Origin of the sequence: Ligilactobacillus sp. WC1T17 (assembly GCA_900110005.1) — a bacterium.
GTDB lineage: Bacteria > Bacillota > Bacilli > Lactobacillales > Lactobacillaceae > Ligilactobacillus > Ligilactobacillus ruminis_A.
Map to the genome: position 1 here is coordinate 72,996 of FOCC01000003.1, position 23,141 is coordinate 96,136.

Annotated in this window: 24 protein-coding genes; 13 read left to right on the top strand and 11 right to left on the bottom strand. The window is 38.0% G+C overall.

Features of this window, described 5'->3' with window-relative positions; all coding sequences use genetic code 11:
• The first annotated feature begins 16 nt into the window (after positions 1 to 16).
• The 11 genes from BMX26_RS02590 to BMX26_RS02640 all read left to right on the top strand — a co-directional run bounded on the left by BMX26_RS02590 (position 17) and on the right by BMX26_RS02640 (position 8,138).
• The gene (locus tag BMX26_RS02590) at positions 17 to 1,177 is read left to right on the top strand and encodes a pyridoxal phosphate-dependent aminotransferase (RefSeq protein ID WP_075529902.1); all 1,161 of its coding nucleotides are present in this window, start codon (positions 17 to 19) and stop codon (positions 1,175 to 1,177) included.
• A 16-nt stretch (positions 1,178 to 1,193) separates the two neighbouring features.
• The gene (gene murI / locus BMX26_RS02595; RefSeq protein WP_075529903.1) at positions 1,194 to 1,970 is read left to right on the top strand and encodes a glutamate racemase; all 777 of its coding nucleotides are present in this window, start codon (positions 1,194 to 1,196) and stop codon (positions 1,968 to 1,970) included.
• A gap of 9 nt (positions 1,971 to 1,979) precedes the next feature.
• Positions 1,980 to 2,234, top strand: a complete 255-nt coding sequence (locus BMX26_RS09730) for a hypothetical protein (protein ID WP_225355188.1) — start codon at positions 1,980 to 1,982, stop codon at positions 2,232 to 2,234.
• Positions 2,235 to 2,255: 21 nt separating this feature from the next.
• Positions 2,256 to 2,504, top strand: coding sequence for a GNAT family N-acetyltransferase (locus BMX26_RS09880; RefSeq protein WP_412771393.1), 249 nt, complete (start codon positions 2,256 to 2,258; stop codon positions 2,502 to 2,504).
• Between the two features lie 36 nt (positions 2,505 to 2,540).
• A complete protein-coding gene (locus BMX26_RS02605) occupies positions 2,541 to 3,233 on the top strand; it encodes a YjjG family noncanonical pyrimidine nucleotidase (RefSeq protein WP_075529904.1) in 693 nt (230 codons plus the stop codon).
• 117 nt (positions 3,234 to 3,350) lie between these two features.
• Entirely contained in the window at positions 3,351 to 3,827 is a 477-nt protein-coding gene (locus BMX26_RS02610) for a hypothetical protein (RefSeq protein ID WP_075529905.1), read from the top strand.
• A gap of 755 nt (positions 3,828 to 4,582) precedes the next feature.
• Positions 4,583 to 4,954, top strand: a complete 372-nt coding sequence (locus BMX26_RS02620; RefSeq protein WP_075529906.1) for a nuclear transport factor 2 family protein — start codon at positions 4,583 to 4,585, stop codon at positions 4,952 to 4,954.
• Between the two features lie 571 nt (positions 4,955 to 5,525).
• Positions 5,526 to 6,089, top strand: a complete 564-nt coding sequence (locus BMX26_RS02625) for a tyrosine-type recombinase/integrase (RefSeq protein ID WP_075529907.1) — start codon at positions 5,526 to 5,528, stop codon at positions 6,087 to 6,089.
• A gap of 20 nt (positions 6,090 to 6,109) precedes the next feature.
• Positions 6,110 to 6,952: a metallophosphoesterase family protein gene (locus tag BMX26_RS02630; protein WP_075529908.1), complete on the top strand. Its 843-nt coding sequence runs from the start codon at positions 6,110 to 6,112 to the stop codon at positions 6,950 to 6,952.
• An 81-nt stretch (positions 6,953 to 7,033) separates the two neighbouring features.
• Positions 7,034 to 7,627: a LysM peptidoglycan-binding domain-containing protein gene (locus BMX26_RS02635; RefSeq protein ID WP_075529909.1), complete on the top strand. Its 594-nt coding sequence runs from the start codon at positions 7,034 to 7,036 to the stop codon at positions 7,625 to 7,627.
• 49 nt (positions 7,628 to 7,676) lie between these two features.
• A complete protein-coding gene (locus BMX26_RS02640) occupies positions 7,677 to 8,138 on the top strand; it encodes an 8-oxo-dGTP diphosphatase (protein ID WP_075529910.1) in 462 nt (153 codons plus the stop codon).
• 30 nt (positions 8,139 to 8,168) lie between these two features.
• Here the strand turns inward: BMX26_RS02640 and BMX26_RS02645 are convergent, their stop codons facing one another.
• The 5 genes from BMX26_RS02645 to BMX26_RS02665 form a co-directional block, all read right to left on the bottom strand.
• The gene (locus BMX26_RS02645) at positions 8,169 to 8,462 is read right to left on the bottom strand and encodes a hypothetical protein (RefSeq protein ID WP_075529911.1); all 294 of its coding nucleotides are present in this window, start codon (positions 8,460 to 8,462) and stop codon (positions 8,169 to 8,171) included.
• A 203-nt stretch (positions 8,463 to 8,665) separates the two neighbouring features.
• Complete coding sequence (lepB, locus tag BMX26_RS02650; RefSeq protein ID WP_075529912.1) at positions 8,666 to 9,253, bottom strand: signal peptidase I; 588 nt, start codon at positions 9,251 to 9,253, stop codon at positions 8,666 to 8,668.
• A gap of 13 nt (positions 9,254 to 9,266) precedes the next feature.
• Positions 9,267 to 9,677, bottom strand: coding sequence for a hypothetical protein (locus BMX26_RS02655; RefSeq protein WP_143454845.1), 411 nt, complete (start codon positions 9,675 to 9,677; stop codon positions 9,267 to 9,269).
• Between the two features lie 87 nt (positions 9,678 to 9,764).
• Complete coding sequence (locus BMX26_RS02660) at positions 9,765 to 10,592, bottom strand: sugar phosphate isomerase/epimerase (protein WP_225355189.1); 828 nt, start codon at positions 10,590 to 10,592, stop codon at positions 9,765 to 9,767.
• Between the two features lie 53 nt (positions 10,593 to 10,645).
• Positions 10,646 to 11,515 carry a DegV family protein gene (locus tag BMX26_RS02665; RefSeq protein WP_075529913.1) on the bottom strand — a complete coding sequence of 290 codons (870 nt, stop codon included), beginning with the start codon at positions 11,513 to 11,515 and terminating at the stop codon, positions 10,646 to 10,648.
• 217 nt (positions 11,516 to 11,732) lie between these two features.
• Here BMX26_RS02665 and BMX26_RS02670 point away from each other — a divergent pair, with 217 nt between their 5' ends.
• Entirely contained in the window at positions 11,733 to 13,400 is a 1,668-nt protein-coding gene (locus tag BMX26_RS02670; RefSeq protein WP_075529914.1) for an Rqc2 family fibronectin-binding protein, read from the top strand.
• 36 nt (positions 13,401 to 13,436) lie between these two features.
• Here BMX26_RS02670 and parC read toward each other — a convergent pair whose 3' ends face one another.
• On the bottom strand, positions 13,437 to 15,839 hold the full coding sequence (gene parC, locus BMX26_RS02675) for a DNA topoisomerase IV subunit A (RefSeq protein ID WP_412771394.1): 2,403 nt from the start codon (positions 15,837 to 15,839) through the stop codon (positions 13,437 to 13,439).
• A gap of 68 nt (positions 15,840 to 15,907) precedes the next feature.
• Positions 15,908 to 17,947 (bottom strand): DNA topoisomerase IV subunit B, encoded by a 2,040-nt coding sequence (gene parE, locus BMX26_RS02680; RefSeq protein WP_075529916.1) that lies wholly within the window; start codon positions 17,945 to 17,947, stop codon positions 15,908 to 15,910.
• A 266-nt stretch (positions 17,948 to 18,213) separates the two neighbouring features.
• On the opposite strand from parE, the gene plsY reads away from it, so the two are divergent.
• The gene (gene plsY / locus BMX26_RS02685) at positions 18,214 to 18,807 is read left to right on the top strand and encodes a glycerol-3-phosphate 1-O-acyltransferase PlsY (RefSeq protein ID WP_173648153.1); all 594 of its coding nucleotides are present in this window, start codon (positions 18,214 to 18,216) and stop codon (positions 18,805 to 18,807) included.
• 35 nt (positions 18,808 to 18,842) lie between these two features.
• Here plsY and hslU read toward each other — a convergent pair whose 3' ends face one another.
• The 4 genes from hslU to trmFO form a co-directional block, all read right to left on the bottom strand.
• Positions 18,843 to 20,252 carry an ATP-dependent protease ATPase subunit HslU gene (gene hslU, locus BMX26_RS02690; protein ID WP_075529918.1) on the bottom strand — a complete coding sequence of 470 codons (1,410 nt, stop codon included), beginning with the start codon at positions 20,250 to 20,252 and terminating at the stop codon, positions 18,843 to 18,845.
• Positions 20,253 to 20,263: 11 nt separating this feature from the next.
• Complete coding sequence (hslV, locus tag BMX26_RS02695; RefSeq protein WP_075529919.1) at positions 20,264 to 20,788, bottom strand: HslVU peptidase proteolytic subunit; 525 nt, start codon at positions 20,786 to 20,788, stop codon at positions 20,264 to 20,266.
• A gap of 18 nt (positions 20,789 to 20,806) precedes the next feature.
• Positions 20,807 to 21,706 carry a tyrosine recombinase XerC gene (xerC, locus tag BMX26_RS02700; RefSeq protein WP_075529920.1) on the bottom strand — a complete coding sequence of 300 codons (900 nt, stop codon included), beginning with the start codon at positions 21,704 to 21,706 and terminating at the stop codon, positions 20,807 to 20,809.
• Positions 21,707 to 21,818: 112 nt separating this feature from the next.
• Positions 21,819 to 23,132 (bottom strand): methylenetetrahydrofolate--tRNA-(uracil(54)-C(5))-methyltransferase (FADH(2)-oxidizing) TrmFO, encoded by a 1,314-nt coding sequence (trmFO, locus tag BMX26_RS02705; RefSeq protein ID WP_075529921.1) that lies wholly within the window; start codon positions 23,130 to 23,132, stop codon positions 21,819 to 21,821.
• Positions 23,133 to 23,141 lie beyond the last annotated feature (9 nt).

Below are 23,141 nucleotides of genomic sequence, written 5' to 3' on the forward strand. Positions count from 1 at the left end.
TGAGGTGAAGTACTCCATGGAAAATAAATTTAATCATAAAATTGAAAAAATTGCCGTTTCCTCTATTCGGCAATTTGATGCTGAAGCCAGTGCGATTCCTGGGATCATCAAATTAACCTTGGGTGAACCGGATTTTAACACACCGGAACATATTAAAGCAGCGGCTAAAAAAGCGATTGATGAAAATCAGTCACACTATACGCCTAATGCCGGTATCCCTGCTTTGCGTCAGGCCTGCGCTGCTTATTTCAACCAAAAATATCATTTGAATTATCAACCTAGCCAGGTAATTACGACAGTAGGGGCTACTGAAGGTATTGCAACAGCTTTGCAGACAATTTTAAATCCTGATGATACCTTAATTATGCCTACACCGGTTTTCCCAATTTATGCCGATATCGCTAAAATTAATGGTGGCGATGTGGTGTGCGTTGATACCAGTGCAGATGATTTTGTTTTGACACCAAGTCGTTTAGAGCAAGTCTTTGCAGAACATCCTGAAAAAAATTTTAAAGTTTTAGTTTTGGTTTTCCCAAGCAATCCTACTGGGGTAACCTATAACAGAAAACAATTGGAAGCTTTGGCGGATGTTTGCCGTCGCCATGATATTTGGATTTTATGTGATGAAATCTATGCCGAATTGACATATAGCGGTGACCATACTTCAATGGCTGAAATCATGCCAGAAAGAACCATTTTAATTAGTGGTTTGTCGAAATCACATGCCATGACCGGTTGGCGGATTGGGTTTGTTTTTGGCCCGCAAGACTTTATTGATCAAGCTGTTAAAGCTCATCAATATATGGTAACTTCTTCGGTGACAAGTGCCCAATATGGTGCTTTAGAAGCGATGGAACATGGACAAAATGACAGCTTAGCAATGAAAAAAGAATATCTTAAGCGGCGTGATTTTGTTAAGCAGGGGCTTGAAGAAGCCGGTTTTACCATGGCTAGTCCTGATGGCGCATTTTATTTATTTGCTAAAATTCCTGCACAATGTGGCCATGATTCATGGAAATTTGTCAGAACCTTAGCTAAGGAAGCCAAAGTTGCCTTGATTCCAGGTGCTTCTTTTGGTCCTGGCGGAGAAGGTTACGTTCGGTTGAGTTACGCTGCTTCAATGGATAATCTTAGAGAAGCTGTTAAGCGAATTCAAGCTTATATTAAATCATTATAGATTAGAGGTAATTTTTATGGATGTTGTAAAAAATAAACGGCCCATTGGGGTTTTTGATTCTGGTTTAGGTGGCATCTCGGTTTTAAAAGAATGCGTTAAATTAATGCCTAACGAAGATTTTATCTTTTTTGGTGATTCCCAAAATGCACCCTATGGTATCAAAACCGTTGGGCAAGTTTATCAGCTTAGTAAAAACATTGTTGAATATTTCGTGAACCAAGATGTTAAAGCCATTGTGATTGCCTGCAATACAGCTACAAGTGCCGCTGCTAAAGAATTACGCCAAGAATATCCCGACCTGCCTATTGTAGGGCTTGAACCAGCATTAAAGCCAGCCGTTTTGCATAAAGAACACTCTAATATCTTAGTGATGGCTACAAAATTAACGTTACGAGAAGACAAATTCAATCATTTGATGCAACAATATGAAGATCAAGCGAACATCATGAAATTGCCAGCCACCGACTTAGTTGAATTTGTCGAACGCGGCGAGATTGATACGCCTGAACTTAAACAATATTTACGCAGAATTTTAAAGCCTTACCTGGGAAAAATCGATTCTGTGGTTCTGGGTTGTACTCATTTTCCCTTTGCTGCTAAAGCCATTCAGGAAATCGTAGGCGAAAATGTCTATGTAATTGATGGTGCACCGGGGGCTGCTAGAGAATTAAAACGTCTATTAGTTAAAGGCCACTTGGAACAAGATCCTACTAGCAAAGGAACGGTTATTTTTCATAACAGCAATCCTGATCCTAAAGAAATTGAATTATCAAAACGCTTATTTAATTTATAGAAGAAAATAATGACAAAATATTTGAGAAAAGCTACTTTGGACGATTTGCCGACGATTACCCAGATTTTTTTAGAAGCCAAGGCTTTTTTGAAAGCTTCCGGTTCGCCTCAATGGCCAAACGGTGCGCCTAATCAAGCAACATTTAAAGAAGACATTCAAAAAGGTCAATGTTATGTTTTAATTGTTGACGATCAAATTGGTGGGATGGCCTCATTAGTTTTAGATCCTGATCCTAATTATCAGGTTATCTATGAAGGCTCTTGACAGGATTATACTGCTCCTTATATCGCTATCCATCGAGTAGCAACTTCTGCTAAATTTCGGGGCCACCACCTCAGTGAAGCTTTATTTGCCTGCTTATTTTCGGCTATTTATGCCCAAGGTATCAGACATGTGCGCATCGACACCCATGCGCAAAATAAAATTATGCAGCATATAGCACAAAAAATGGGCTTTTCTTACCGGGGTATAATCGAGATTCAAAATGAAAAAATTGATCCTAAAAGAAAAGCCTACGAATTGAAGCTAAAATAAGAAAGGAGCAGCGGAGTGATATCCGCCCAAGAATAAATGCAAAAAATATGTACAACGCTGTTATTTGACGTTGATGACACTTTGCTTGATTTTCATGATGCTGAAATAACGGCTTTAGCGAAGCTTTTTGAAAGTTTGAATTTAACTTTAAATGCTGAGATGAAAAAAGCATATCATGATTTTAATCAAGGATTATGGAAAAAACTTGAATTAGGGCAAATCACCCGTGATCATCTTTTAAACACACGGTTTACGACTTTTTTTAAAGAAAAATATGGTTTAACTGTCGATGCAAAAAAAGCCTCTGATACTTATTTGAATTCTTTAGCTTTAAGCCATAAAGAAATTGATGGCGCCCATGAGCTTTTAACAGCCTTAAAAAGCAAGGGTAAAAAATTATATGTAATATCTAATGGTGTCTTGAAGATACAAGAAAAAAGGTTAAAAGATTCAGGTTTTGAAGCCTTATTTGATGATATTTTTATTTCCGAAGTAATCGGGGTTGATAAACCGGATAAACTGTTTTTTGACCGTGTAACAGCCAAGATTGACGGCTTTAAAGCTGGTGAGGCTTTAGTAGTTGGTGATTCTTTAACGTCGGATATCTTAGGTGCTAATAATGCAAAACTTGATAGTGTTTGGTTTAATCCTAAAAAAACAGCCAATACAACTGAAGCTGAGCCGACTTATGAAGTAACACAATTAAAAGAAATTTTAGACCTTGCCTAAGCAAAGGCACTCCTAAGCGAGTGCCTTTTTACTTGAATTTGGCAAGCACTTTAAGATATGATACAATTTAGTCGTTATAATTTTAGGGAGTTAGACTTATAAAAAAGGGGGATTAAGATGCTGCGCAGAATTTTAATTACTCATCAAGTGGAATATCCGCTTCAAGTTGGCGATGTTATTGAAAAAGATAATAAGACCTATGTGATTATCAATATTATGGATGTTGAACCTTTTATGCGTCAAAAAAAGCGTTTTGTTAACTATACCTGCTTATGTCAAAAATATCATTCACCAAACTTGGCCAGTGAATATATTGAGACTGAATCGGAATTAGCTTATACTTTGAATGAATGGCATACGGTTTCACATGTAGGTGATTTCATTTACGATACCGAAACCAAAATCTATGTTGAGGTCACCAAAATTTTGAGTACCCGTTTTGAAGGAGAAACGATGTATGTCAATTATGAATTTACCCCTGTGCCTGAATGGAGTGAAAGTCAAATGCGCGAGGCTGTTTTTAAATATCGTAGACGGTTTATGCATTTAGTTTCGGCACCTCAAGCCTTTGGCCAAAAAAATGCACATAATTAACTAAAATTCTCTAGTGAGACGTTTGGTAAGACAGACGTCTCTTTTTTATTAGAATGGTCACATATTCCAGTAAAAGCTCACAAAGGAGTATCAACAATCATTGAGTAGTTGTTTTACGATTGCTCGCCCGATTTCTTGGGTGCCGCTTGTAACTACTGCTATTTTTTCACCCATATAATAATCTTCTATGTAAACGGTATTATTTAAATTCATTAGTTATTATATTAAGCGTTACCATATAATGGTTAAGCAGGCACTTTTTATGTCACAGTTACTTAAAATTTATATGTAATTTGTTGACAAAAAATTGTCACGTTTCTGTTAATCTGATACGTTATAGTTATCAATTAGATAAGGAGAAAAGACAATGGATAAAAAGTATGAATTTGAAGATCGATAATGAAGCTCAAACTATCTAGGGTGTCCACATTCCAAATAAAAATAAGTTTCAGCTGATTCGTGCCGATACGACCTCAAACTATTTTGAAGGCTGGCGACCGACCAAAGAAGATGTTCATCATCTTTCAGATTACTTTGCCGAAAACCATCCTGAAGAACAGGCTAAGCTTAAAAAAATTTGGAAAGAATTTCATTAAACATAAAAAAACAAATACGCCCCTCCAATTTGGAGGGGCTTTCAACCATAAAAAACTTCTTGATAGAAAATATGTATTATAAATAGTTTTTAAATATTAGATTTATCTATGGTTAAACCCTATAATAAAAGCAAGAAATAAGATAAAGCGGGAAAGAAAATGAACGATACAGAAGAAATCAAAAATTTATATCGCATGGTTAATAAGGCAATGGTTAAAAAAGATACCCAAACACTCAGACAGATTGTGAAGCCGGGCAGTGTTTTAATCTATATGACCGGCTATGTGCAACCTATTTCAGAATGGTTCAACCAAATCGAAAGTAAAGAGATGCGGTATTTTGCATCTAAAGAAGAAAATATTAAAGATGTGGCGGTTAACGGACAAAAGGCCGGCCTAACCGGGCAAAGCAGGGCCAAAGCCCGGATTTGGGGCGGCGGCACCTACACCTGGCCGCTCCAAATTAAGATGAGCTTTGAAAAGCAAGACGGCAAATGGCTGGTTACAGACCAGTTGGCTTCAACCTATTAGGATGATATCGAAAGTATTAATCGGCGAAGCATTCGGCAACTTGAAATTTAACCCGATTTTTAAGTCTTACCGGCAATCAGCTGACGTGGTTTAATCTTTTAAATTAAACTACCGTAGTTCGTCCCGACTGGCAAAAGAAGTATAAATACGCCTAACGGTTAAAAACAGCTGCAAAATCAAATGCGGCCCTCCAATTTTGGAGGGCCGTTCAACTATACGCTTTATTTTTGGCGCAAACTTGCCGCTATACTAAAGACATTGTTTAAAGATAAGATCAAGCAAATAAACAAAATGGCATATTACTTGATCTGCAACATTTGGTATTATTTAAAAGCATTTCTCAATCAAAGGGATGCTTTTTTATAAGTATGATATTTTTAATCCACTTCACTATAATACATATTATAGTGAAGTGAAAGGCTATTATGTAGCGGTGTTTGGCCGGCTATTTTTACCAGTTGACTTCACCATTTATAGTGTTTAATGGTATAATAGTGATGTTAAAACTAATAGGATGATGCTGAGAGACGCTCTTATTTGCATCGCTCATTAAGAAAGGTTGTGGAGAAAGTTGGCAAGAAAAAAACGACACTATAATGTTCAACCTTTGCGGACAAAAAAAGAAATCGATACTTTCTTGCAAATTTTAGGTGTTCCGGTCGAAGGTAAGCGAAATCAGCTGCTTTTTTTAATAGGTATCAATAATGGACTTCGAACCTCAGATATTGTGACTTTAAAAGTTAAAGATGTCAAAGAAGATAATCCCTATATCGTAGAACAAAAAACCGGTAAGGTCCGGCAGCTGTATCTTAAAAATATGCGGCCAATTATCGATAGTTATATTGTAGGTAAAAAAAATTCCGATTGGCTTTTTCCATCGAGACAAGGCGGCCATATCGAACGCAATACAGTTTATGTTATTTTTCGTGAAGCTGCTAAGCTGATGGGCCGTAATGATATTGGGACTCATACCATGCGTAAAACGTTTGGTTACCACTACTATCAAAAAACGCATGATGTTGCCACTTTAATGAAGATTTTTAACCACTCTTCTGAATCAGTTACCAAAAGGTATATTGGAATTGAAAGTGATGATATCAAAAAGACAATGGATAGTTTCCATTTGGGATTTTAAAAAGCAAAAGAGGTAATGATATGTATCAAAAAATAGCACTTATTTCAGATATCCATGGTAATTTGACCGCCTTTGAAGCTGTAGTGAATGATTTGAAACAACAAAAAGTGCATGATGTGTGGTTTTTGGGCGATATGTTTATGCCTGGACCAGGCGCGTTAAATCAATGGCGATTATTTAAAGAGTTAGAGCCCAGCTTAATTGTACGAGGCAATTGGGATGATTTATTGGTGAATGGCTTCTATGGAAAATTAGCTTTAACCAAGCCTAGTCGGGTCTTTTTTTCCCGCCTAGCTGAATTTACGGGGCAAAAGCTTGGAAAAGATATTATTGAGCAAATAGCAGCTTGGCCCATGCATCAAACTAGACAACTTGGAACCTTAACTTTTAGCTGTTCCCATAATCTGCCTTTTCATAATTTTGGCCAAAAATTATATCCGACAGCTGATCAGGCAACTTTTGATGAAGTCTTAAAAGATATTGAAGCGGATGTGGCCCTTTATGCGCATGTTCACCATCCACTTATGCGCTATACTACACAAGAACAACTAGTAATTAATCCTGGTTCAGTCGGAGAGCCCTTTGAAGATTGGGACAAGCTGCATCAAGATTTAAGAGCACAATATTGTCTTCTGGAAGTCGATGAAACCGGACTTCCCCAAGTATCTTTCAGAAAGGTTGCTTATTCACGCCAAAAGGAAGTTCAAAGATCCCAAGAGGCCAATTTGCCTTATCTTAAATTGTATCAAGATCAGCTTTATGAAGGTGTTGTGCACACGCATGATCAAGCTTTACTAAAGCAGATTAATCTGACAGAAGGTTATTTAAATGATGTTTTAACTTATAACCAAAATTTAAATTAATATCAAACTTTTGATGAATTTACGAGAGACAGCAATTTTTAATGTTAAAATAAGTTCAAATAGCTAAAAAGGGTGGTTGTAATGACAGTTGAAAATACGCAGGCATTAGCAGATCAATCGGCTTATCTAAATGTTTTGCGTCAAGCAGGGCAGTTAGCCAATGTTACTAGTAGCCAAGCTCAGAAATTTTCTGATACAATGCAAAAGATTCAAGTTAAAGCTGGAGATACAGTTTCACAATTAGCTAGCGAATATGGCACGACCACAGCAAGAATTGTTCAAGCTAATAATTTGGCTGATCCAAACTTCATCATGACAGGTCAAAGTTTGTTGATTCCAGGCAAAGATACGGTACTTAAAACAGCTAACACAGCAACAAAAGCTACCCAAACGATAGCCAGTTCATCTGCTAGCACCAGTAGTGCTACGAGCATTAATAATAATGAAAGCCAAGTTGAAGCTGAAGCCAGAGCTTGGATTGTTCAACGTGAATCAGGCGGCAGCTATACAGCTCGTAACGGCAAGTATATTGGCAAATATCAGCTTGATCAAAGCTACTTAAATGGTGATTATTCTGCTGCTAACCAAGAAAAGGTTGCTAATAATTATGTTAAGCAACGCTATGGCAGCTGGGCGAATGCTAAAAAGCATTGGGAAGCGTTTAATTGGTATTAAAGAAAAGAAGGGCGCTTAAGTCCTTTTTTTATTGCGAAAGGGGAATTGGATGCATCCATTAGAAGAAGTTGAATTAACTAATATGTGTATGATTTATCGAGGCCGGCAAGTCTTGGTTGAAAATCGTAAAAACCCGGCTTGGGCAGGGATAACTTTTCCAGGTGGCCATGTAGAGCCTAATGAAGCTTTCAATGATGCTATGGTGCGTGAAGTTTATGAAGAAACCGGCTTAAAATTAATTAAGCCTAGATTATGCGGCATTAAGCAGTTTCCGCGTAAAGATGGAAAAAGATATCTTGTTTTATTATATAAATGCGACCAATTTACCGGCCAAATCAAGAGTTCGCGCGAAGGCGATATTTTTTGGATTGATAAAGAAAAAATTACTGATTATCAATTGCCGCTTAATTTTAAAGAAATGTTGCCGGTTTTTGCAGATGACAATTTATCAGAGATTTATTTTCATCCGCAAGCAAATGGCTTAGATTCTTGGATTACTGATATCTATTAAAAAAGCTCAGATAAACTGAGCTTTTTTTAGCTATTTAAAAAAACATTGAAACAATGTATAGGCACCAGCAGCTAAGCAGCATAAACCGCTCACAACTGTCACAGCTTTGACTTCACCAGGTGTATTAAGCCATTTTTCCCGTTTGCCACCGGATAAAATTTCAGTATGTTTTAAAACGAGCAATAAAAATCCTGCTACAACTAAAGCTATTCCGAGTAAGCCATAACCAATTTTGGTTAAGGACACCATTTTAAACATTGATCCAATTGACGCAATTATAACACTTACCAGCAATGTTAAAGCAAAGATAATGCGTTGATTCATAACGATAAAACCTCCAAACTTGACCGCAATATCAATCTTACAAGTTTTTGGGCGTAATTTCAACTGTGCTATGAGGGGGGAGTTAAAATTTTATTCTAGTTTACATAATATACATTATCGAAAGCAGCTTTAAAATCCGCGCCCTAGAGCCTTTTTGGATTTTGCTAAAAAAAACACTTGCTACTAACAAGTGTTTTTTTAAGTTAATATGAATTAATTAATTTCGCTTTGTTATTCCAAAACGGAACTTTCACAACACCTAAGATTTTACTTCTAGTAACAAAACCATAATAGCGACTATCATTTGAAACTGCTCGGTTGTCACCTAAGACAAAATATTTTCCCTTAGGTACCGTAAAGCTGCTGTCGGTTCCTAAAGGCACCGCCGCATTGCGTGTAAGAACCGTTTCAGCTTTCAAAGTCCCTGTTGTTTGTTGTGTTGTCGTAATATATCCTTGAGACTGATATTTTCCATTGACGTATAATTTGCCATCGTCATGGTATTCAACCTTATCTCCTGGTAAAGCTAATACCCTTTTAACATATTTAGTGTCTTTTTGGATGGTCGGATTATTGTGATCAACGCCGTAAGCATTAAAAACAACCACTGAATTACGCTTAATTTTAGCATAATGTAGCATTACGACACGTTCGTTATTTTGCAAGTTGGGATACATCGATGTTCCATCCACCTTCACGATTGAAATAACATATGTTTTTAAAGCATATGCAATCAAAAAACCGATTAAAAGCGGAATAACCCAACTAAATATTTCTTTTATAATTTTCAAAGTTGCCTATCCCTCACAAATCTTCAAATATTTTATTGATGTATAAATAATTAATATATAAGGCCAAAACTCCGCAAAAAATTAATTCATAAAAAAAGAATAGATAGCTTTCATTATTCATTAAAGGCATAAACATGACCATAATATCCAAGGCAATGCGGTTAAAAAAACATGGGTAATCAAAATGGATTAAATTGCTCAATAAGCTGACAAGTCCGCAACCAGCAATTGCAATTGATAAACAGATGATGAAGGAAAATAATACTTGAGCGCCATCTGCATAATGTTCGGCTACGTCTAAAGAGCGCCCTGGGCGGCGCAAAATAGCCACAATAAAACGAAAATACCACGTACTCAACACATAAATTGTCCCTAAAACACCAACGGCGATATTCATCCAAATATTAAATTTTTCATGGTTCAAAGCCAACACCCCTTTTAAATGGTTCTTTTTTAATTATAACCATTTAAAGGCAATTTGTCGGTGTTAAAGCAGGAATAATGAGTGTATTTAAGCCTTTCTTAACTTTTGTGTCAGTTGCAGGAGATATTCATGACTTTTTAGTTGCTCTACCGCATCCAATTGGTCTTTTAACACAATTTCATAAATACTGCTTGCTTTAGGATTTAGTAAGGGCAGGACTTGTTCCCACGCAATCTTGCCTTGACCTAAAGGCAAACTATCATGTGTTAGGCCCATTGAATCAACAAGATGATAATGCACAATATGATTTTGCAGCTGTTTTAAGGAAGCCAGTAAAGCGTCATTTGATCCATGCATTTTAATAAAGCAATGTGATGTATCAAAAGCCAAACGGTAGCCTTTATCATAGATATAAGTATTTTCTTTTGGCTCACCATAATAAAAAATCGGTGAAATCGAATTTTCAAACATGATGTGGTCTTGTCCCAGCGCACTAAACGCATCCATCCGATGGTATGCTTGTGCACGGGCGCTATTAACGTCATCCCACATATCGATAAATTGCTGTGTTTGTCTAGAGTATGAACCGTGGACTAATACTTGACAGTCATAATCAAATGCTAATTGCAGCATGTCATTAGTACTTTTATCGATAAAATAATACAAATCGCGGCATTTATCTTCGGGCGCAATTAGCTCCGTAAAAAGCCCATGAAAGCGCATAGGCTGATGGATGACAATCTGTTTGACATCTTCGCTTTTGATCCATTCTAAATCAAAACGCAAGCGCCTTAGTCCTTCTTTAGTAAAATCATTCTCATCGGTAAAAAATTCAAAGACATCAGGATGATATTGCAAACGATTTTCAATCTGTCTTGAATCAGTACTTCCTTTTAATCCTAGTTGAATCTTCAAAATAAACCCACCTTTGCCAGTAAAACAAAATAAAAAGGGACTAAAGCCCCTTTTTAGCGATAAATATCTTCCATCCAAGCTAAAGCCAAGGCTTTTTCGCCTAAATGCGTTCCGATAACCGGTCCAAAATAACTGATATCGATTGGATAATCAGGATACTTTTTAGCTAATTTTTCACGCCAAGCTAAAGCAGCTGCTTCATCATTAGCATGAATAACAATTAGGCGCAATGGATAATCAATGCCTTGGATGCGCTCGTCAAACAATTCTTCTACCCGTTTCAAAGCTCGTTTGGAAGAACGAACTTTTTCAAAAGCAACAATCTTATCCGATTCATCATCAAATGTCAGCAACGGTTTAATTTTTAAAACACTGCCGATAAAAGCCGAAGCGTTAGATAAGCGTCCTCCGCGAACGAGATTTTGTAAATCATCTACGACAAAAAATTCTTTGATTGTTGTTCTAAGCTGATTTAAGCGTGCTAAAATGGTATCTAAGTCTTTTCCTTCTTGAGTTAATTTAGCGGCTTCAATGGCTAAATAACCCATCAGCAAAACCGTAATTTTAGAATCATAAGGTATAAGATTGATTCGGTCTGATACCGCATCTTTAACTGTTGTCTGCAAGGTTCTGATAAAACCCGAAATCGTGCCGGCTAAGTGAATACTGATTACAGTATCATATCCTTCATCAGCTAAAGAGTTATAAAGCTCAATCAATTCACCCACGGGAGGTTGTGTAGTTGAAGGAAATTTTTGGCATGTACGTAATTTATCATAAAATTCTTCGGTTGTGATATCAACGCCTTCATTATAGACTTGATCGTCAATCACAAAGGGGATGGGAACAACTCGGATGTTATATTTTTCCACCTGTTCTTTAGTCAGATAGGCAGTACTGTCGGTTACAACAGCTATTTTCATAAAAAGCCACCTACTTCAATTAATATTACCAAAAACTATCATAACACATAAAGACTGATATGACTAGAAAAGGCCTTAATAGTTTATTGTCATTTTTTGAAAAAGAAAAAGTTTGCAAAAAAAATTTTCATGTTTTTTCACACTTTAGCGCAAATTTTTGCTATTTTCCCCTTAAAAAAGTAGAATAAATAGGAATGCTTTTTAAGGAGGAAGAATAATGGCTTTTGATGGTTTATTTACACATGCACTTGTGCACGAATTACAAGCAATCTTAATTAATGGCAGAGTTACCAAAATTTCAGCACCTTATAAAAATGAAATCATCCTCACTATTCGAAATAACAAGATTAATTACCCATTATTGTTATCAGCTCATCCTAACTATGCTAGAGCACAAATCACGCATATACCGTATACTAATCCACAAACACCATCTAATTTTACTATGGTCTTGCGGAAATATTTAGAAAGCGCCAAATTAGTTACGTTAGAACAATTAGCTAATGATCGGGTACTTAATTTAAGTTTTGTTACGCGGAATGAATTGGGCGATAAATTGCCGCTAGTGTTAAGTTTAGAAATTATGGGACGGTATAGCAACCTGATTTTACTAAATCAAGAAACAGGTCAAATCATTGATACCATTAAACATGTAGGTATGGATCAAAATCGCTATCGCACACTTTTGCCAAATGCTGCCTATCGCAGACCACCTATGCAAAATAAAATTAATCTGTTTGAAAATGATTTTGATTGGAATTTACTGCAGCAATTTCCTAATCGTGAAGTCTTAGCTGGACAAATTGTTCAAAAATATCAAGGCTTTTCTAAAAACAGCGCCTTAATTTTAGCTGATATGCTGCATCAAAAAGGTCAAGCAGCTTTAAAGATATTCTTAGAGCAAACACTTAATCCGACACCAACGATTTTTAAGACTGAGCGTGGGGATGATTTTACCTGCTTTAACGTGGAAGGTAAGACTTTTGCCAGTTTAAGCGAAATGCTAGATCATTTTTATCGGAACAAAGCTACTAAAGACCGGGTCATGTCTCAAGGCGCAAGGATGATTCACGTGGTTAAAAATGATTTAGCGCGTAATCGCAAAAAACTTAAAAAATTACAGCAAGAGTTAAAAGCTACGGAAAATGCAGATAGCTATCGGGTTAAAGGAGAGCTGTTAACCACTTATTTATACCAAGTAAAAAAAGGCATGGCATCGATTACCTTGAATAATTATTATGATCAAGAAAAGCCGGTTAAAATAACCCTTTCAAATCAGCTTTCTCCTTCCGGTAATGCCCAAAAATATTTCAAGAAATATCAAAAATTAAAAAATGCGATTGGCTTTATCAACCAGCAGCTTAAATTAACTCAGGATGAAATTACTTATTTGGAAACCATCCAAGCACAAATTGAATTGGCAAATCCTAGTGATTTACCTGATATCAAAGCCGAATTAGAAAAAGGCGGCTATTTGACGGTTAAAAAGGCAGCTAAAAAGCGCCCTGCCTCTACTAGCAAGCCAGACACATTTATCGCTTCGGACGGTACCAAGATTTCAGTTGGTAAAAATAATTTCCAAAATGATAAATTAACGCTTAAAACAGCGCGCAAAGATGAATATTGGCTGCATGTCAAAAATATTCCTGGCTCTCATGTTATTATCCATAATAATCATCCAAGCCAAAATACTTTAACAGAGGCAGCTCAAATTGCGGCCTATTATTCTAAAGCACGCACATCTGCTAATGTAGCTGTTGATTATGTGCAAGTCAAACATATCCGCAAACCAAATGGAGCTAAACCTGGGTTTGTGATTTATGAAGGGCAAAAAACGCTTTACGTCACCCCAATTGAAGCTGAGGTGCTAGCGCTTAAGGCCTAAAAAAAGACTGGAATTTTTTCCAGTCTTTTTTATTGCTTAATTTTGTGTTTCTGTATCAGCTAAAGGCATTACTTCTACATTTGTGATAGTACCCTGTGTTTCAATATCGACCACAAAAGAACCATTTGAATAACGATCGCTATTATGGTGGGTTTGGCAGTCAATGATGACGGGCTCTGCTTTTTCCAAGCTTACTTTAAGTAAGGATTGCGGATCAACCGGTTGTGCAAAAATTAAGCGGTGTGGATTACGTTTTAATTCACGTAGAATTTGTACCCCGCGTCTAGCTCGTGCACTTTGTGGAACCATCTCAGCTTCCATCAGTTTGAATGATCCCCGCTGGGTAAGCATTGCAATGGTAGCTTCTTTAGCAATAAGTGCTACTGTAACCAGATAATCATCACGCAAATCCATACTCTTAACACCAGCAGCCCTAGCGCCAGTAGTAGGTACTTCAGCTAAGTCAAATCTTAAGCCATAACCGCCATGAGTAGCACAAAAGACTTGTAAATTGGCACTTTGCTCTACAAAGTAAACCGCAATAACCTCATCGGTAGCTTGTTTTAGTTTAATGAAGGTTGCAGCTCTAGATTTATACGTTCGTCCCGGTTTTAAATCAGCTAAAGGCGTTTGTTTGATATATCCTTCCTTAGTAGCAAAGACGAAATTGCCTGTCTGTTTCAAATCCTTGAAAACCAGTGCTTGAATGACATATTCATCATCATCCAGGCCGACTGATTGACTGAGGTGCTCACCGGTATCTTTCCAGCGGGCATCCACAATATCATGTACTGGACGGTAAATGATATTACCTTTATTAGTGAAGATATAAAGATAGTCCAATGTATTAGCTACCTGTTGCAAGATGGTTTGATCGTCTTCTTTAAGGCCATTATCTTGAGCGTCAGAAGCATTAAATGACCGTAAAGAAGACCGTTTAACGTAACCATCATGCGAAACTTGCAACATGACTTCTTCTTGAGCAAACAAAACCTTCGTATCAATCTTAAGTTCTTCCATTTCAGCTCTAATCTCGGTCTGGCGTGGAGAACTATACTTCTTAGCGATTGCCTGCAATTCTTTTTTAATCACAGCATCCAATTGATGTGCATCTTGTAAAATAGCGGTGTATTGTGCAATTTTTTGGGCTAAATCTTTAGCTTCCGCTTCTAAAGCTGAGACATCCGTGTTAGTCAAGCGATACAGCTGTAATGAAACAATCGCTTCAGCCTGCTTTTCGGTAAAAGAAAACTCGTTCATTAAATTGCTTTTGGCATCTTTTTTATTTTTAGAAGCTCTGATAGCTTTAATAACTTGATCTAAGATGGACAAAGCCTTAATCAAACCATCCACAATATGCTTGCGTTCTTTAGCCTTGTTTAAATCAAATTCAGTCCGCTTGGTGACCACGACCCGCTGGTGTTCTAAATAAGCAGTCAAAATCTGCTTTAAGCCAACGTGCTTAGGCCGCATATGGTCAATCGCTACCATATTGAAGTTATACGAAATTTGTAAATCAGTATTTTTAAAGAGATAATTTAAAATTCCTTGAGCATTGACGTCTTTTTTGAGTTCAATCACAATCCGTAAGCCTTCACGGTCGCTTTCATCGCGAATTTCAGCAATACCCTCAACCTTTTTTTGAAGCCGAATTTCGTCAATTTTTTTAACTAAAACGGCTTTATTAACTTCATAAGGAATTTCCGTAACGACAATTTGTTCTTTGGAGCCTCGCAAAGCTTCGATTTTTGTCTTAGCTCTTAACATAGCCCGGCCACGCCCTGTTTCATAGGCTTTTTTGATACCTTCTATGCCAAGCATAATCCCGCCGGTCGGAAAATCAGGGCCCTTTACAAATTGCATCAGCTCATCCAACGAGGCTTCAGGATGATTCATCAAAAAGATGGTTGCTTGAATGGTTTCAGCCAAATTATGCGTAGGAATTTCAGTAGCATATCCGGCTGAAATTCCCGTCGCGCCATTAACTAAGAGATTAGGGAAACGCGCTGGTAAAACAGTCGGTTCAAATTCCGTGTCATCGAAATTGGGTACCATATCAACTGTTTTTTTATCAATATCTGTCAGCATTTCAGCAGCAATTTCCGATAAACGTGCTTCAGTATAACGCATGGCTGCCGGTGGATCACCATCCATGGAACCGTTGTTACCGTGCATCTCAATGAGTGGTTCACGCAATTTCCAATCTTGACTTAGACGAACCATTGCTTCATAAATTGAACTATCGCCATGGGGGTGAAAATTACCCATTACATTCCCAACGGATTTAGCTGATTTACGAAAAGGCTTGTCGAAAGTATTGCCGTCTTGGTTCATGGCAAATAAAATCCGGCGCTGTACCGGTTTTAAGCCATCTCTAATATCAGGCAAAGCACGTTCTTGAATAATATACTTGGAGTAACGGCCAAAACGTTCACCCATAACAGCTTCTAAGGACAGCTCTTGGATATTTGAATGTGTTACTTCTGCCAAATGTTACTCATTCCTTTCTATTTATCAATATCATCGATGTCATCGTCAAATAATGAGAGACTTTGCTGGGCTGCTTTTTGGTCATGGGCACTCGATGAATCACCATGGGCAAAAGAAGCTGCAGCTGTATCAAGCAGACTGCCATCTTCTTCAAGGGTAAACTGAACATTTTTTTCAATCCAGCGGCGCCGAGGCTCAACCCGGTCACCCATTAATGTTGAAACCCGCTTTTCAGCCAAAGCTTCGTCGTCAATTTTGACCCGGACCAAGGTTCTTGTTTCAGGATTCATAGTTGTTTCCCATAATTGATCAGCATTCATTTCTCCCAAACCTTTAAATCTTTGCAAGGTAAAGCCTTTGCCGATTTCTTTTTCAGCAGCCTTTAATTCAGCATCTGTCCAAGCATATTTAACGGTTGTCTTCTTTTTGACGCTTTTTTGCAATTTATATAAAGGCGGCAAAGCAATATAAATGCGGCCAGCATCAATCATGGGACGCATGTATTTGTAAAAGAAAGTCAACAGCAGTGTTTGAATATGAGCGCCGTCGGTATCAGCATCCGTCATGATGATAACTTTGTCATAATTAGCATCCTTAAGGTTAAATTCAGCGCCGACTCCAGCCCCAATGGTATAAATCATGGTATTAATTTCTTCATTTTTAATGATATCTTGTAACTTGGCCTTTTCCGTATTTAAAACCTTACCTCTTAAAGGCAGAATGGCTTGGAATTTGCGGTCACGGCCTTGTTTAGCGGACCCGCCGGCTGAATCACCTTCGACTAAAAAGAGTTCATTTCGCTTAGCATTTTTGGACTGTGCTGGCGTTAATTTACCAGATAACAAGCCTTCTTTTTTATGGCGTTTTTTACCGTTACGACTTTCATCGCGGGCTTTACGAGCTGCTTCTCGTGCTTCTCTTGCTTTGAGTGATTTACGGACTAAATCTTGAGCAAATTCGCCATTTTCCATTAAATAATAACCTAATTGTTCGCTAACAATACTATCCACAACAGTCCGGGCTTCTGGTGTTCCCAGTTTTTCTTTGGTTTGTCCTTCAAATTGCAGCAATTCCTCTGGAATACGGACTGAGATAACACCGGCTAAGCCTTCTCTGACATCGCTGCCTTCGAGATTTTTGCCTTTAGGCTTAATTAACCCAATTTTCTTGGCATATTCATTAAAAGCCTTCGTCCAAGCTGACTTCATCCCAGCTTCATGGCTACCACCGTCTTTAGTGCGGACATTATTAACAAAAGACAGCAAGGTTTCAGAGTAGCCGTCGTTGTATTGGGCAGCTACTTCAACTTCAATGCCGTCTTTTTTGCCTTCAAAATACATTACGGAACCCAAAGTATCTTTTTCTTCATTGAGATATGAAACAAAAGCTTTAATTCCGTCTTCATAGTAAAAAATATCTTGGGTAGCTGTTCTTTCATCAGTTAATACAATCTTGACATTCTTGAGCAAAAAGGCTGATTCTCGCAAGCGTTCTGCTAGAGTATCATAGTCGTAATGGGTAGTGGAAAAGATTTTGCCATCAGGCTTAAAGGTTACTTTAGTGCCGCTTGGACGGTTAGTCTTGCCAATTTTGCGCAAAGTGCCGATAGGATGTCCGCCGTTTTCGAAATCTTCTTCATACTCAATGCCGTCGCGCACAGTATTAACGGTTAACCTTTCTGATAAAGCATTAACGACGGAAGCCCCCACACCATGCAGCCCACCTGAGGTTTTATAGCCGCCTTGGCCAAATTTACCGCCGGCATGCAAAATAGTAAAAATAACTTCAACGGTTGGAATCCCCATCGCGTGCATCCCAACCGGCATCCCACGACCATAATCGACCACTGTGATTGAATCGTCTTTGTGGATTGTAACATCAATTTCTTTACCGTATCCAGATAGGGCTTCGTCCACTGCGTTATCGACGATTTCATAAACTAAATGATGAAGTCCTTTAGAGTCAGTCGAACCGATATACATCCCCGGGCGTTTTCTGACCGCTTCCAAGCCTTTTAGAACTTGGATGGAATCATCATTGTATTTTTCAGTACTCATAAACTCGACCCTTTCCTAAATAATAACTATTTTATTCTACATTAAATTACCTTGGCATATCAAGCCGTTTATTTACCCCCGTAGCGCTAAAAGTCATCAAAACAAGGGAAATATGGTTGGATAATTCTTAACAGCGCTTTCTAGCATATCATATATCGAATGTATGTTCAAGTTCACCTTTTGACCTGAATTCACTTGTGGGGTACAATAGACTTTATGTTAGAGGAGGAAATGAATTGGATTCTTATACTTTAAAAATTATTGTCATGCTTATTATTGGCTATTTCCTAGGCTCCATTCCTTCCGGTGTTTGGGTTGGTAAATTGATGTATGGCAAAGATGTTAGAAATTATGGCAGTGGGAACATGGGGACGACCAATACTTTTCGTGTTTTAGGCAAAAAGGCCGGAACGATTGTTTTATTTATGGATATGTTCAAAGGCTCTTTAACTGCTTTATTGCCAATGTTTTTTGGAATGCATGTTAATGCCTTATTAATTGGCTTATCTGCCATTATCGGGCATGTTTTCCCTATTTTTGCCGGTTTCAAAGGTGGTAAGGCTGTCGCTACCAGTGTTGGGGTACTTTTGGTTTATAATCCGGAATTTTTCGCAATTGCTTGGGTTATCTTCTTAATTACCCTCTTTTTGTCAAGTATGGTAAGTGTTTCTAGCATGGTTGGCTTTACCTTGATTACGGTGGCTTCACTATTTTATCATGATCCTATTTTGACAGTCGTAGCCTTAGTTTTAACTATTGTTGTTTTCATTAGGCATTGGGGCAATATTGAACGCATTAAAAACGGTACTGAAAATTTAGTCCCCTTTGGCTTAGTTTATTGGCATAAACAAAAAAAATAATAAAAAGGTTTAGCTTTTAAGCTAAACCTTTTTATTTATAAAATATATTGACTTAAATCTTTATTCTTAACGATGGAGCCTACCTTGTCTTCAACATAAGCTTCTGTGATTGTAATTTGGCCCATATGCATATCAGGACCCTCAAAAAGCAAATCTTCGAGCAACTTTTCTAAAATTGTATGCAACCGGCGTGCCCCGATATTCTCGGTATCATGGTTGACGTTATATGCAATCTCAGCAATTTTTTCAATAGCTTCTTTAGTGAAAATAACTTCCACGTTATCCGTACCAATTAAAGCAATATACTGTTTTACTAAGGCATTTTTAGGTTCGGTCAAAATACGGACAAAATCTTCTTTTTTAAGATCATCCAGCTCGACTCTAATTGGAAAACGCCCTTGCAGTTCAGCAATTAAATCGCTAGGTTTAGATTCCGCAAAAGCACCAGATGCGATAAATAAAATATGGTCGGTTTTAATCAAACCATACTTGGTTTTAACTTGTGAACCTTCAACAATTGGCAAAATATCGCGTTGTACACCTTCACGGGAAACTTCACCAGCATTTTGTTTAGATTTAGACGTTATTTTATCGATTTCATCAATAAAAATAATCCCCGTATTTTCGGCCCTTTTAATCGCTGCATCAGCTAAATCCCACGTATTAACCATTTTTTCCGCTTCTTCACGTACTAAAACTTCACGTGCTTCTTTGACAGTCATGGTCCGTGTAATTTTTTTCTTAGGTGTCAAGCTGGCCAATGCGTCGGATAAATCAACGCCCATTTGTTCCAACATATTATTGGTGCCATTATTGACGGTTGGTTCATCCATTTGGATGGTAACCGCTTGATTTTCTAATAAACCTTGGCGGAGTTTTTCTGCTACGGTCATGCGCTGATTAGCTACTTCTTCAGTAACTTCTTCCTTTTCTTCAGCCTGCTGGTTAAATAAGCTGGAATAATCCCCTTTTTGCAGGTCAGCCATCATTTTGGCAAAAGCTTGCTGCTGATTTTCTTTTTGAGCTTTTCTTTGCGCGGGAACTAATAATTTAACTAAACGCTTATCAGCTAAACTCACCGCTTTAGGACGCAGCTTTTTGAACATTTCGTTTTCTTCCATGCGGTATGCTACTTCTACCAAATCACGGACCATTGATTCAACGTCGCGCCCAACATAGCCGATTTCTGTAAATTTGGTTGCTTCAACCTTGATAAAAGGAGCATCAACAATTTTGGCCAAACGGCGGGCAATTTCAGTTTTACCGACACCAGTTGGTCCAATCATCAGCATATTTTTCGGCGTAATTTCGTCTTGCATCTCGCCAGTCAATTGCATCCGGCGATAACGGTTGCGCAAAGCAATAGCAATAGCTTTTTTGGCCTTATCTTGACCGATAACATATTTATCAAGTTCTTTAACAATTTCACGTGGTGTTTTCTCCATTAAAATTCCTCCTATAGAGCTTCGCAAATAATATTTTCATTCGTGAAGATATCAATCCCGCTGGCAATCTTAACCGCATTTTGCGCAATTTCTTTAGCCGATAAATCTTGGGCATACAAAGTCATCGCTTTAGCGGCTGCTAAAGCAAAATTACCGCCAGAACCAATGGCTAAAACATCATCGTCAGGTTCAATGACTTCGCCTGATCCTGAAACCATCAGCAGGTTATCCTTATCCATCACGATTAATAAAGCTTCCAGTTTTTGTAAAGCTTGGTCACTACGCCATTCTTGCGCTAATTCAACCGATGCTCTTTGCAAGTTTCCGCTATATTGATTTAATTTCTTTTCAAAACGATCTTCCAAATTAAAAGCATCTGCTACACTGCCGGCGAAACCAACCACAACTTGGTCATCATAAATTCGGCGAACTTTATGCGCAGTTCCTTTCATAATAACCTTTTCACCCATAGTGACTTGACCATCACCGGCCATCGCAGTTTTTCCATTATGCCTTACAGCACAAATTGTTGTCATATTAACTTCCTCCTTAAATTAAGCCCGCGGGAAAAATTTGCGGTAATCACGTTGTAAATGTTCAGGCGTGACATGTGTATAAATTTGTGTAGTTGAAATACTACTGTGACCTAAAAGCTCTTGAACGGATCTTAAATCAGCACCATTAGCCAGCAAATGCGTAGCAAAAGTATGCCTTAATTCATGGGGATGGATGGTTGTCGTCAAGCTGCTTTTTTTGACAATTTCATCCAAAAGATAGCTTACTCCTGCCGATGTCAATTGATCACCATAATGGTTAACAAATACATAATCATGATTTTTATGGTATTTTGCCATTACCGGCGTACGCATCAACGTAAAATAACGCTGCAAAGCCTGTTCTAAGTATTTGCCAAAAGGTACATAGCGGTCTTTTTTCCCTTTACCATGAACAAGCATGGTATGCATTTCAAAATCAATATTTGCCATTTTTAAGCCTACACATTCACTAACACGCATTCCAGTTGAATAGAGTGCTTCTAACAGGGCATTATCCCGTGTAACCAGCGGTTCATCGCCCTGAACAGCAGCAAATAAGGCATTCATTTCTTTTTCATAGAAAAAATGCGGCAAACGTCTTGGATGACGCTTGATTGAAACATAGGAAAACGGGTTATAGGAAACTTTTTCATTTTTAATTAAAAAGTGAAAAAAGGTCTTTAAACTGGATATTTTTCGCGAAACCGTTGTCATTTTCAAACCACGGTCATATAGCCATCCTAAATAAGCATGAACATCATTATTTTGAATTTTTTTAAACGAGACCGCACCGCCATTATTTTTGAGAAAATCACAAAATTCATATAAATCTTTCGTATATGCAGTAACTGTTGCCTCGGAATATTGGCGTTCAATTGCGAGATATTGTTTAAATTCAACCAGCCATTGCTGTTCCACCTAAACACCGCCTTTCTTTTTTATTGTCTAACATCTATGCACGTTAGTCAAGAAAGCGCCCTTTTTTTAAAGAAAAATAAAACAGGCTCTAAAAAGAACCTGTCTTATCTGTTTAATTCAATTCATTTTCTTCTTTAAATGTATTTAAGATATCTAAAGCTCGTTTAGACAAAGCTAAGTTACGCTCACGCTTGTCACGGATTTTCTTGGAAAGGCGCGGAACAATCCCAAAATTGGCATTGATAGGTTGGAAATGTTTGGCACTGGCGTGGGTAATGTAGTGTGCCATGGCGCCCATCATCGTTTCAATCGGGAAGACCAGTGGTTCCTTGCCATCAACCAAGCGGGCTGCATTAATACCAGCATAAAGCCCACTTGCAGCACTTTCTACATATCCTTCGACCCCAGTCATTTGACCAGCAAATAACAAATCATTGCGTTTTTTACTTTGGTAGGTTGCTTCTAAAAATTCAGGCGACCGCAAGTAGGTATTGCGGTGCATGACGCCATACCTGACAAATTGGGCATTTTCTAAACCAGGAATCATCGAAAAGACGCGCTTTTGTTCGCCCCATTTTAAATGAGTTTGGAAGCCTACGATGTTATACAAATCGCCAACAGCATTATCTTGACGCAATTGTACAACCGCATACGGTTCTTTGCCTGTCCGCGGATCTTCTAAGCCAACTGGCTTTAAGGGCCCAAAAAGCATTGTTTTTTCGCCACGTGAAGCCATTTGCTCAATTGGCATGCACCCTTCAAAGAATTTTTCATCTTCAAAATCATGCATTTCAGCTGTTTGTGAGTTGATTAATTCATGATAGAAGTTTTCAAATTCTGCTTGAGTCATTGGACAGTTGAGATAAGCTGCATCCCCGCGATCATAGCGTGACTTGAGATAAATTTTATCCATATCAAGTGACGACTTTTCAATAATTGGTGCAGCAGCATCGTAAAAGTAAAGGCCCTCATCGCCCGCAAAGGATTTAATGGTTTTAGCCAAGGGATCTGATGTCAAAGGACCGGTAGCTACAATCGTTAAGCCTTCAGGAAGTTCAGTTAATTCTTCACTAATGACATTAATATTTTCGTGTTGCTTTAAAGTCTGTGTTACAGCACCTGAAAAAGTATCACGGTCAACTGCTAAGGCTCCACCTGCCGGCACACTGTGATTATCAGCAGCGCTCATGATTAATGAATCCAATTGGCGCATTTCTTCTTTTAAGAGGCCAGCCCCATTAGTTAATTGGTTAGCTCTTAAAGAGTTAGTACACACCAATTCTGCAAAATTACCGGTATGATGTGCAGGTGTCTTTTTGACAGGACGCATTTCATATAAATTAACCTTAATTCCGCGCTTAGCTAGTTGCCAAGCTGCTTCACTGCCAGCTAAACCGGCTCCAATTACATTAACACTTCTTTCCATTCAAATCCT

Excerpts from the sequence above, each read along its gene's own strand:
- trmFO (WP_075529921.1), bottom strand. The coding sequence starts at position 23,132 with ATGGAAAGAAGTGTTAATGTAATTGGAGCCGGTTTAGCTGGCAGTGAA.
- BMX26_RS02630 (WP_075529908.1), top strand. The coding sequence starts at position 6,110 with ATGTATCAAAAAATAGCACTTATTTCAGATATCCATGGTAATTTGACC.
- parE (WP_075529916.1), bottom strand. The coding sequence starts at position 17,947 with ATGAGTACTGAAAAATACAATGATGATTCCATCCAAGTTCTAAAAGGC.
- murI (WP_075529903.1), top strand. The coding sequence starts at position 1,194 with ATGGATGTTGTAAAAAATAAACGGCCCATTGGGGTTTTTGATTCTGGT.
- BMX26_RS02665 (WP_075529913.1), bottom strand. The coding sequence starts at position 11,515 with ATGAAAATAGCTGTTGTAACCGACAGTACTGCCTATCTGACTAAAGAA.
- BMX26_RS02640 (WP_075529910.1), top strand. The coding sequence starts at position 7,677 with ATGCATCCATTAGAAGAAGTTGAATTAACTAATATGTGTATGATTTAT.
- hslU (WP_075529918.1), bottom strand. The coding sequence starts at position 20,252 with ATGGAGAAAACACCACGTGAAATTGTTAAAGAACTTGATAAATATGTT.
- parC (WP_412771394.1), bottom strand. The coding sequence starts at position 15,839 with ATGGGTGAACGTTTTGGCCGTTACTCCAAGTATATTATTCAAGAACGT.
- BMX26_RS02605 (WP_075529904.1), top strand. The coding sequence starts at position 2,541 with ATGCAAAAAATATGTACAACGCTGTTATTTGACGTTGATGACACTTTG.
- BMX26_RS02590 (WP_075529902.1), top strand. The coding sequence starts at position 17 with ATGGAAAATAAATTTAATCATAAAATTGAAAAAATTGCCGTTTCCTCT.
- BMX26_RS09730 (WP_225355188.1), top strand. The coding sequence starts at position 1,980 with ATGACAAAATATTTGAGAAAAGCTACTTTGGACGATTTGCCGACGATT.
- BMX26_RS02670 (WP_075529914.1), top strand. The coding sequence starts at position 11,733 with ATGGCTTTTGATGGTTTATTTACACATGCACTTGTGCACGAATTACAA.
- BMX26_RS02635 (WP_075529909.1), top strand. The coding sequence starts at position 7,034 with ATGACAGTTGAAAATACGCAGGCATTAGCAGATCAATCGGCTTATCTA.
- BMX26_RS02620 (WP_075529906.1), top strand. The coding sequence starts at position 4,583 with ATGAACGATACAGAAGAAATCAAAAATTTATATCGCATGGTTAATAAG.
- plsY (WP_173648153.1), top strand. The coding sequence starts at position 18,214 with ATGCTTATTATTGGCTATTTCCTAGGCTCCATTCCTTCCGGTGTTTGG.
- hslV (WP_075529919.1), bottom strand. The coding sequence starts at position 20,788 with ATGACAACAATTTGTGCTGTAAGGCATAATGGAAAAACTGCGATGGCC.
- BMX26_RS02610 (WP_075529905.1), top strand. The coding sequence starts at position 3,351 with ATGCTGCGCAGAATTTTAATTACTCATCAAGTGGAATATCCGCTTCAA.
- BMX26_RS02645 (WP_075529911.1), bottom strand. The coding sequence starts at position 8,462 with ATGAATCAACGCATTATCTTTGCTTTAACATTGCTGGTAAGTGTTATA.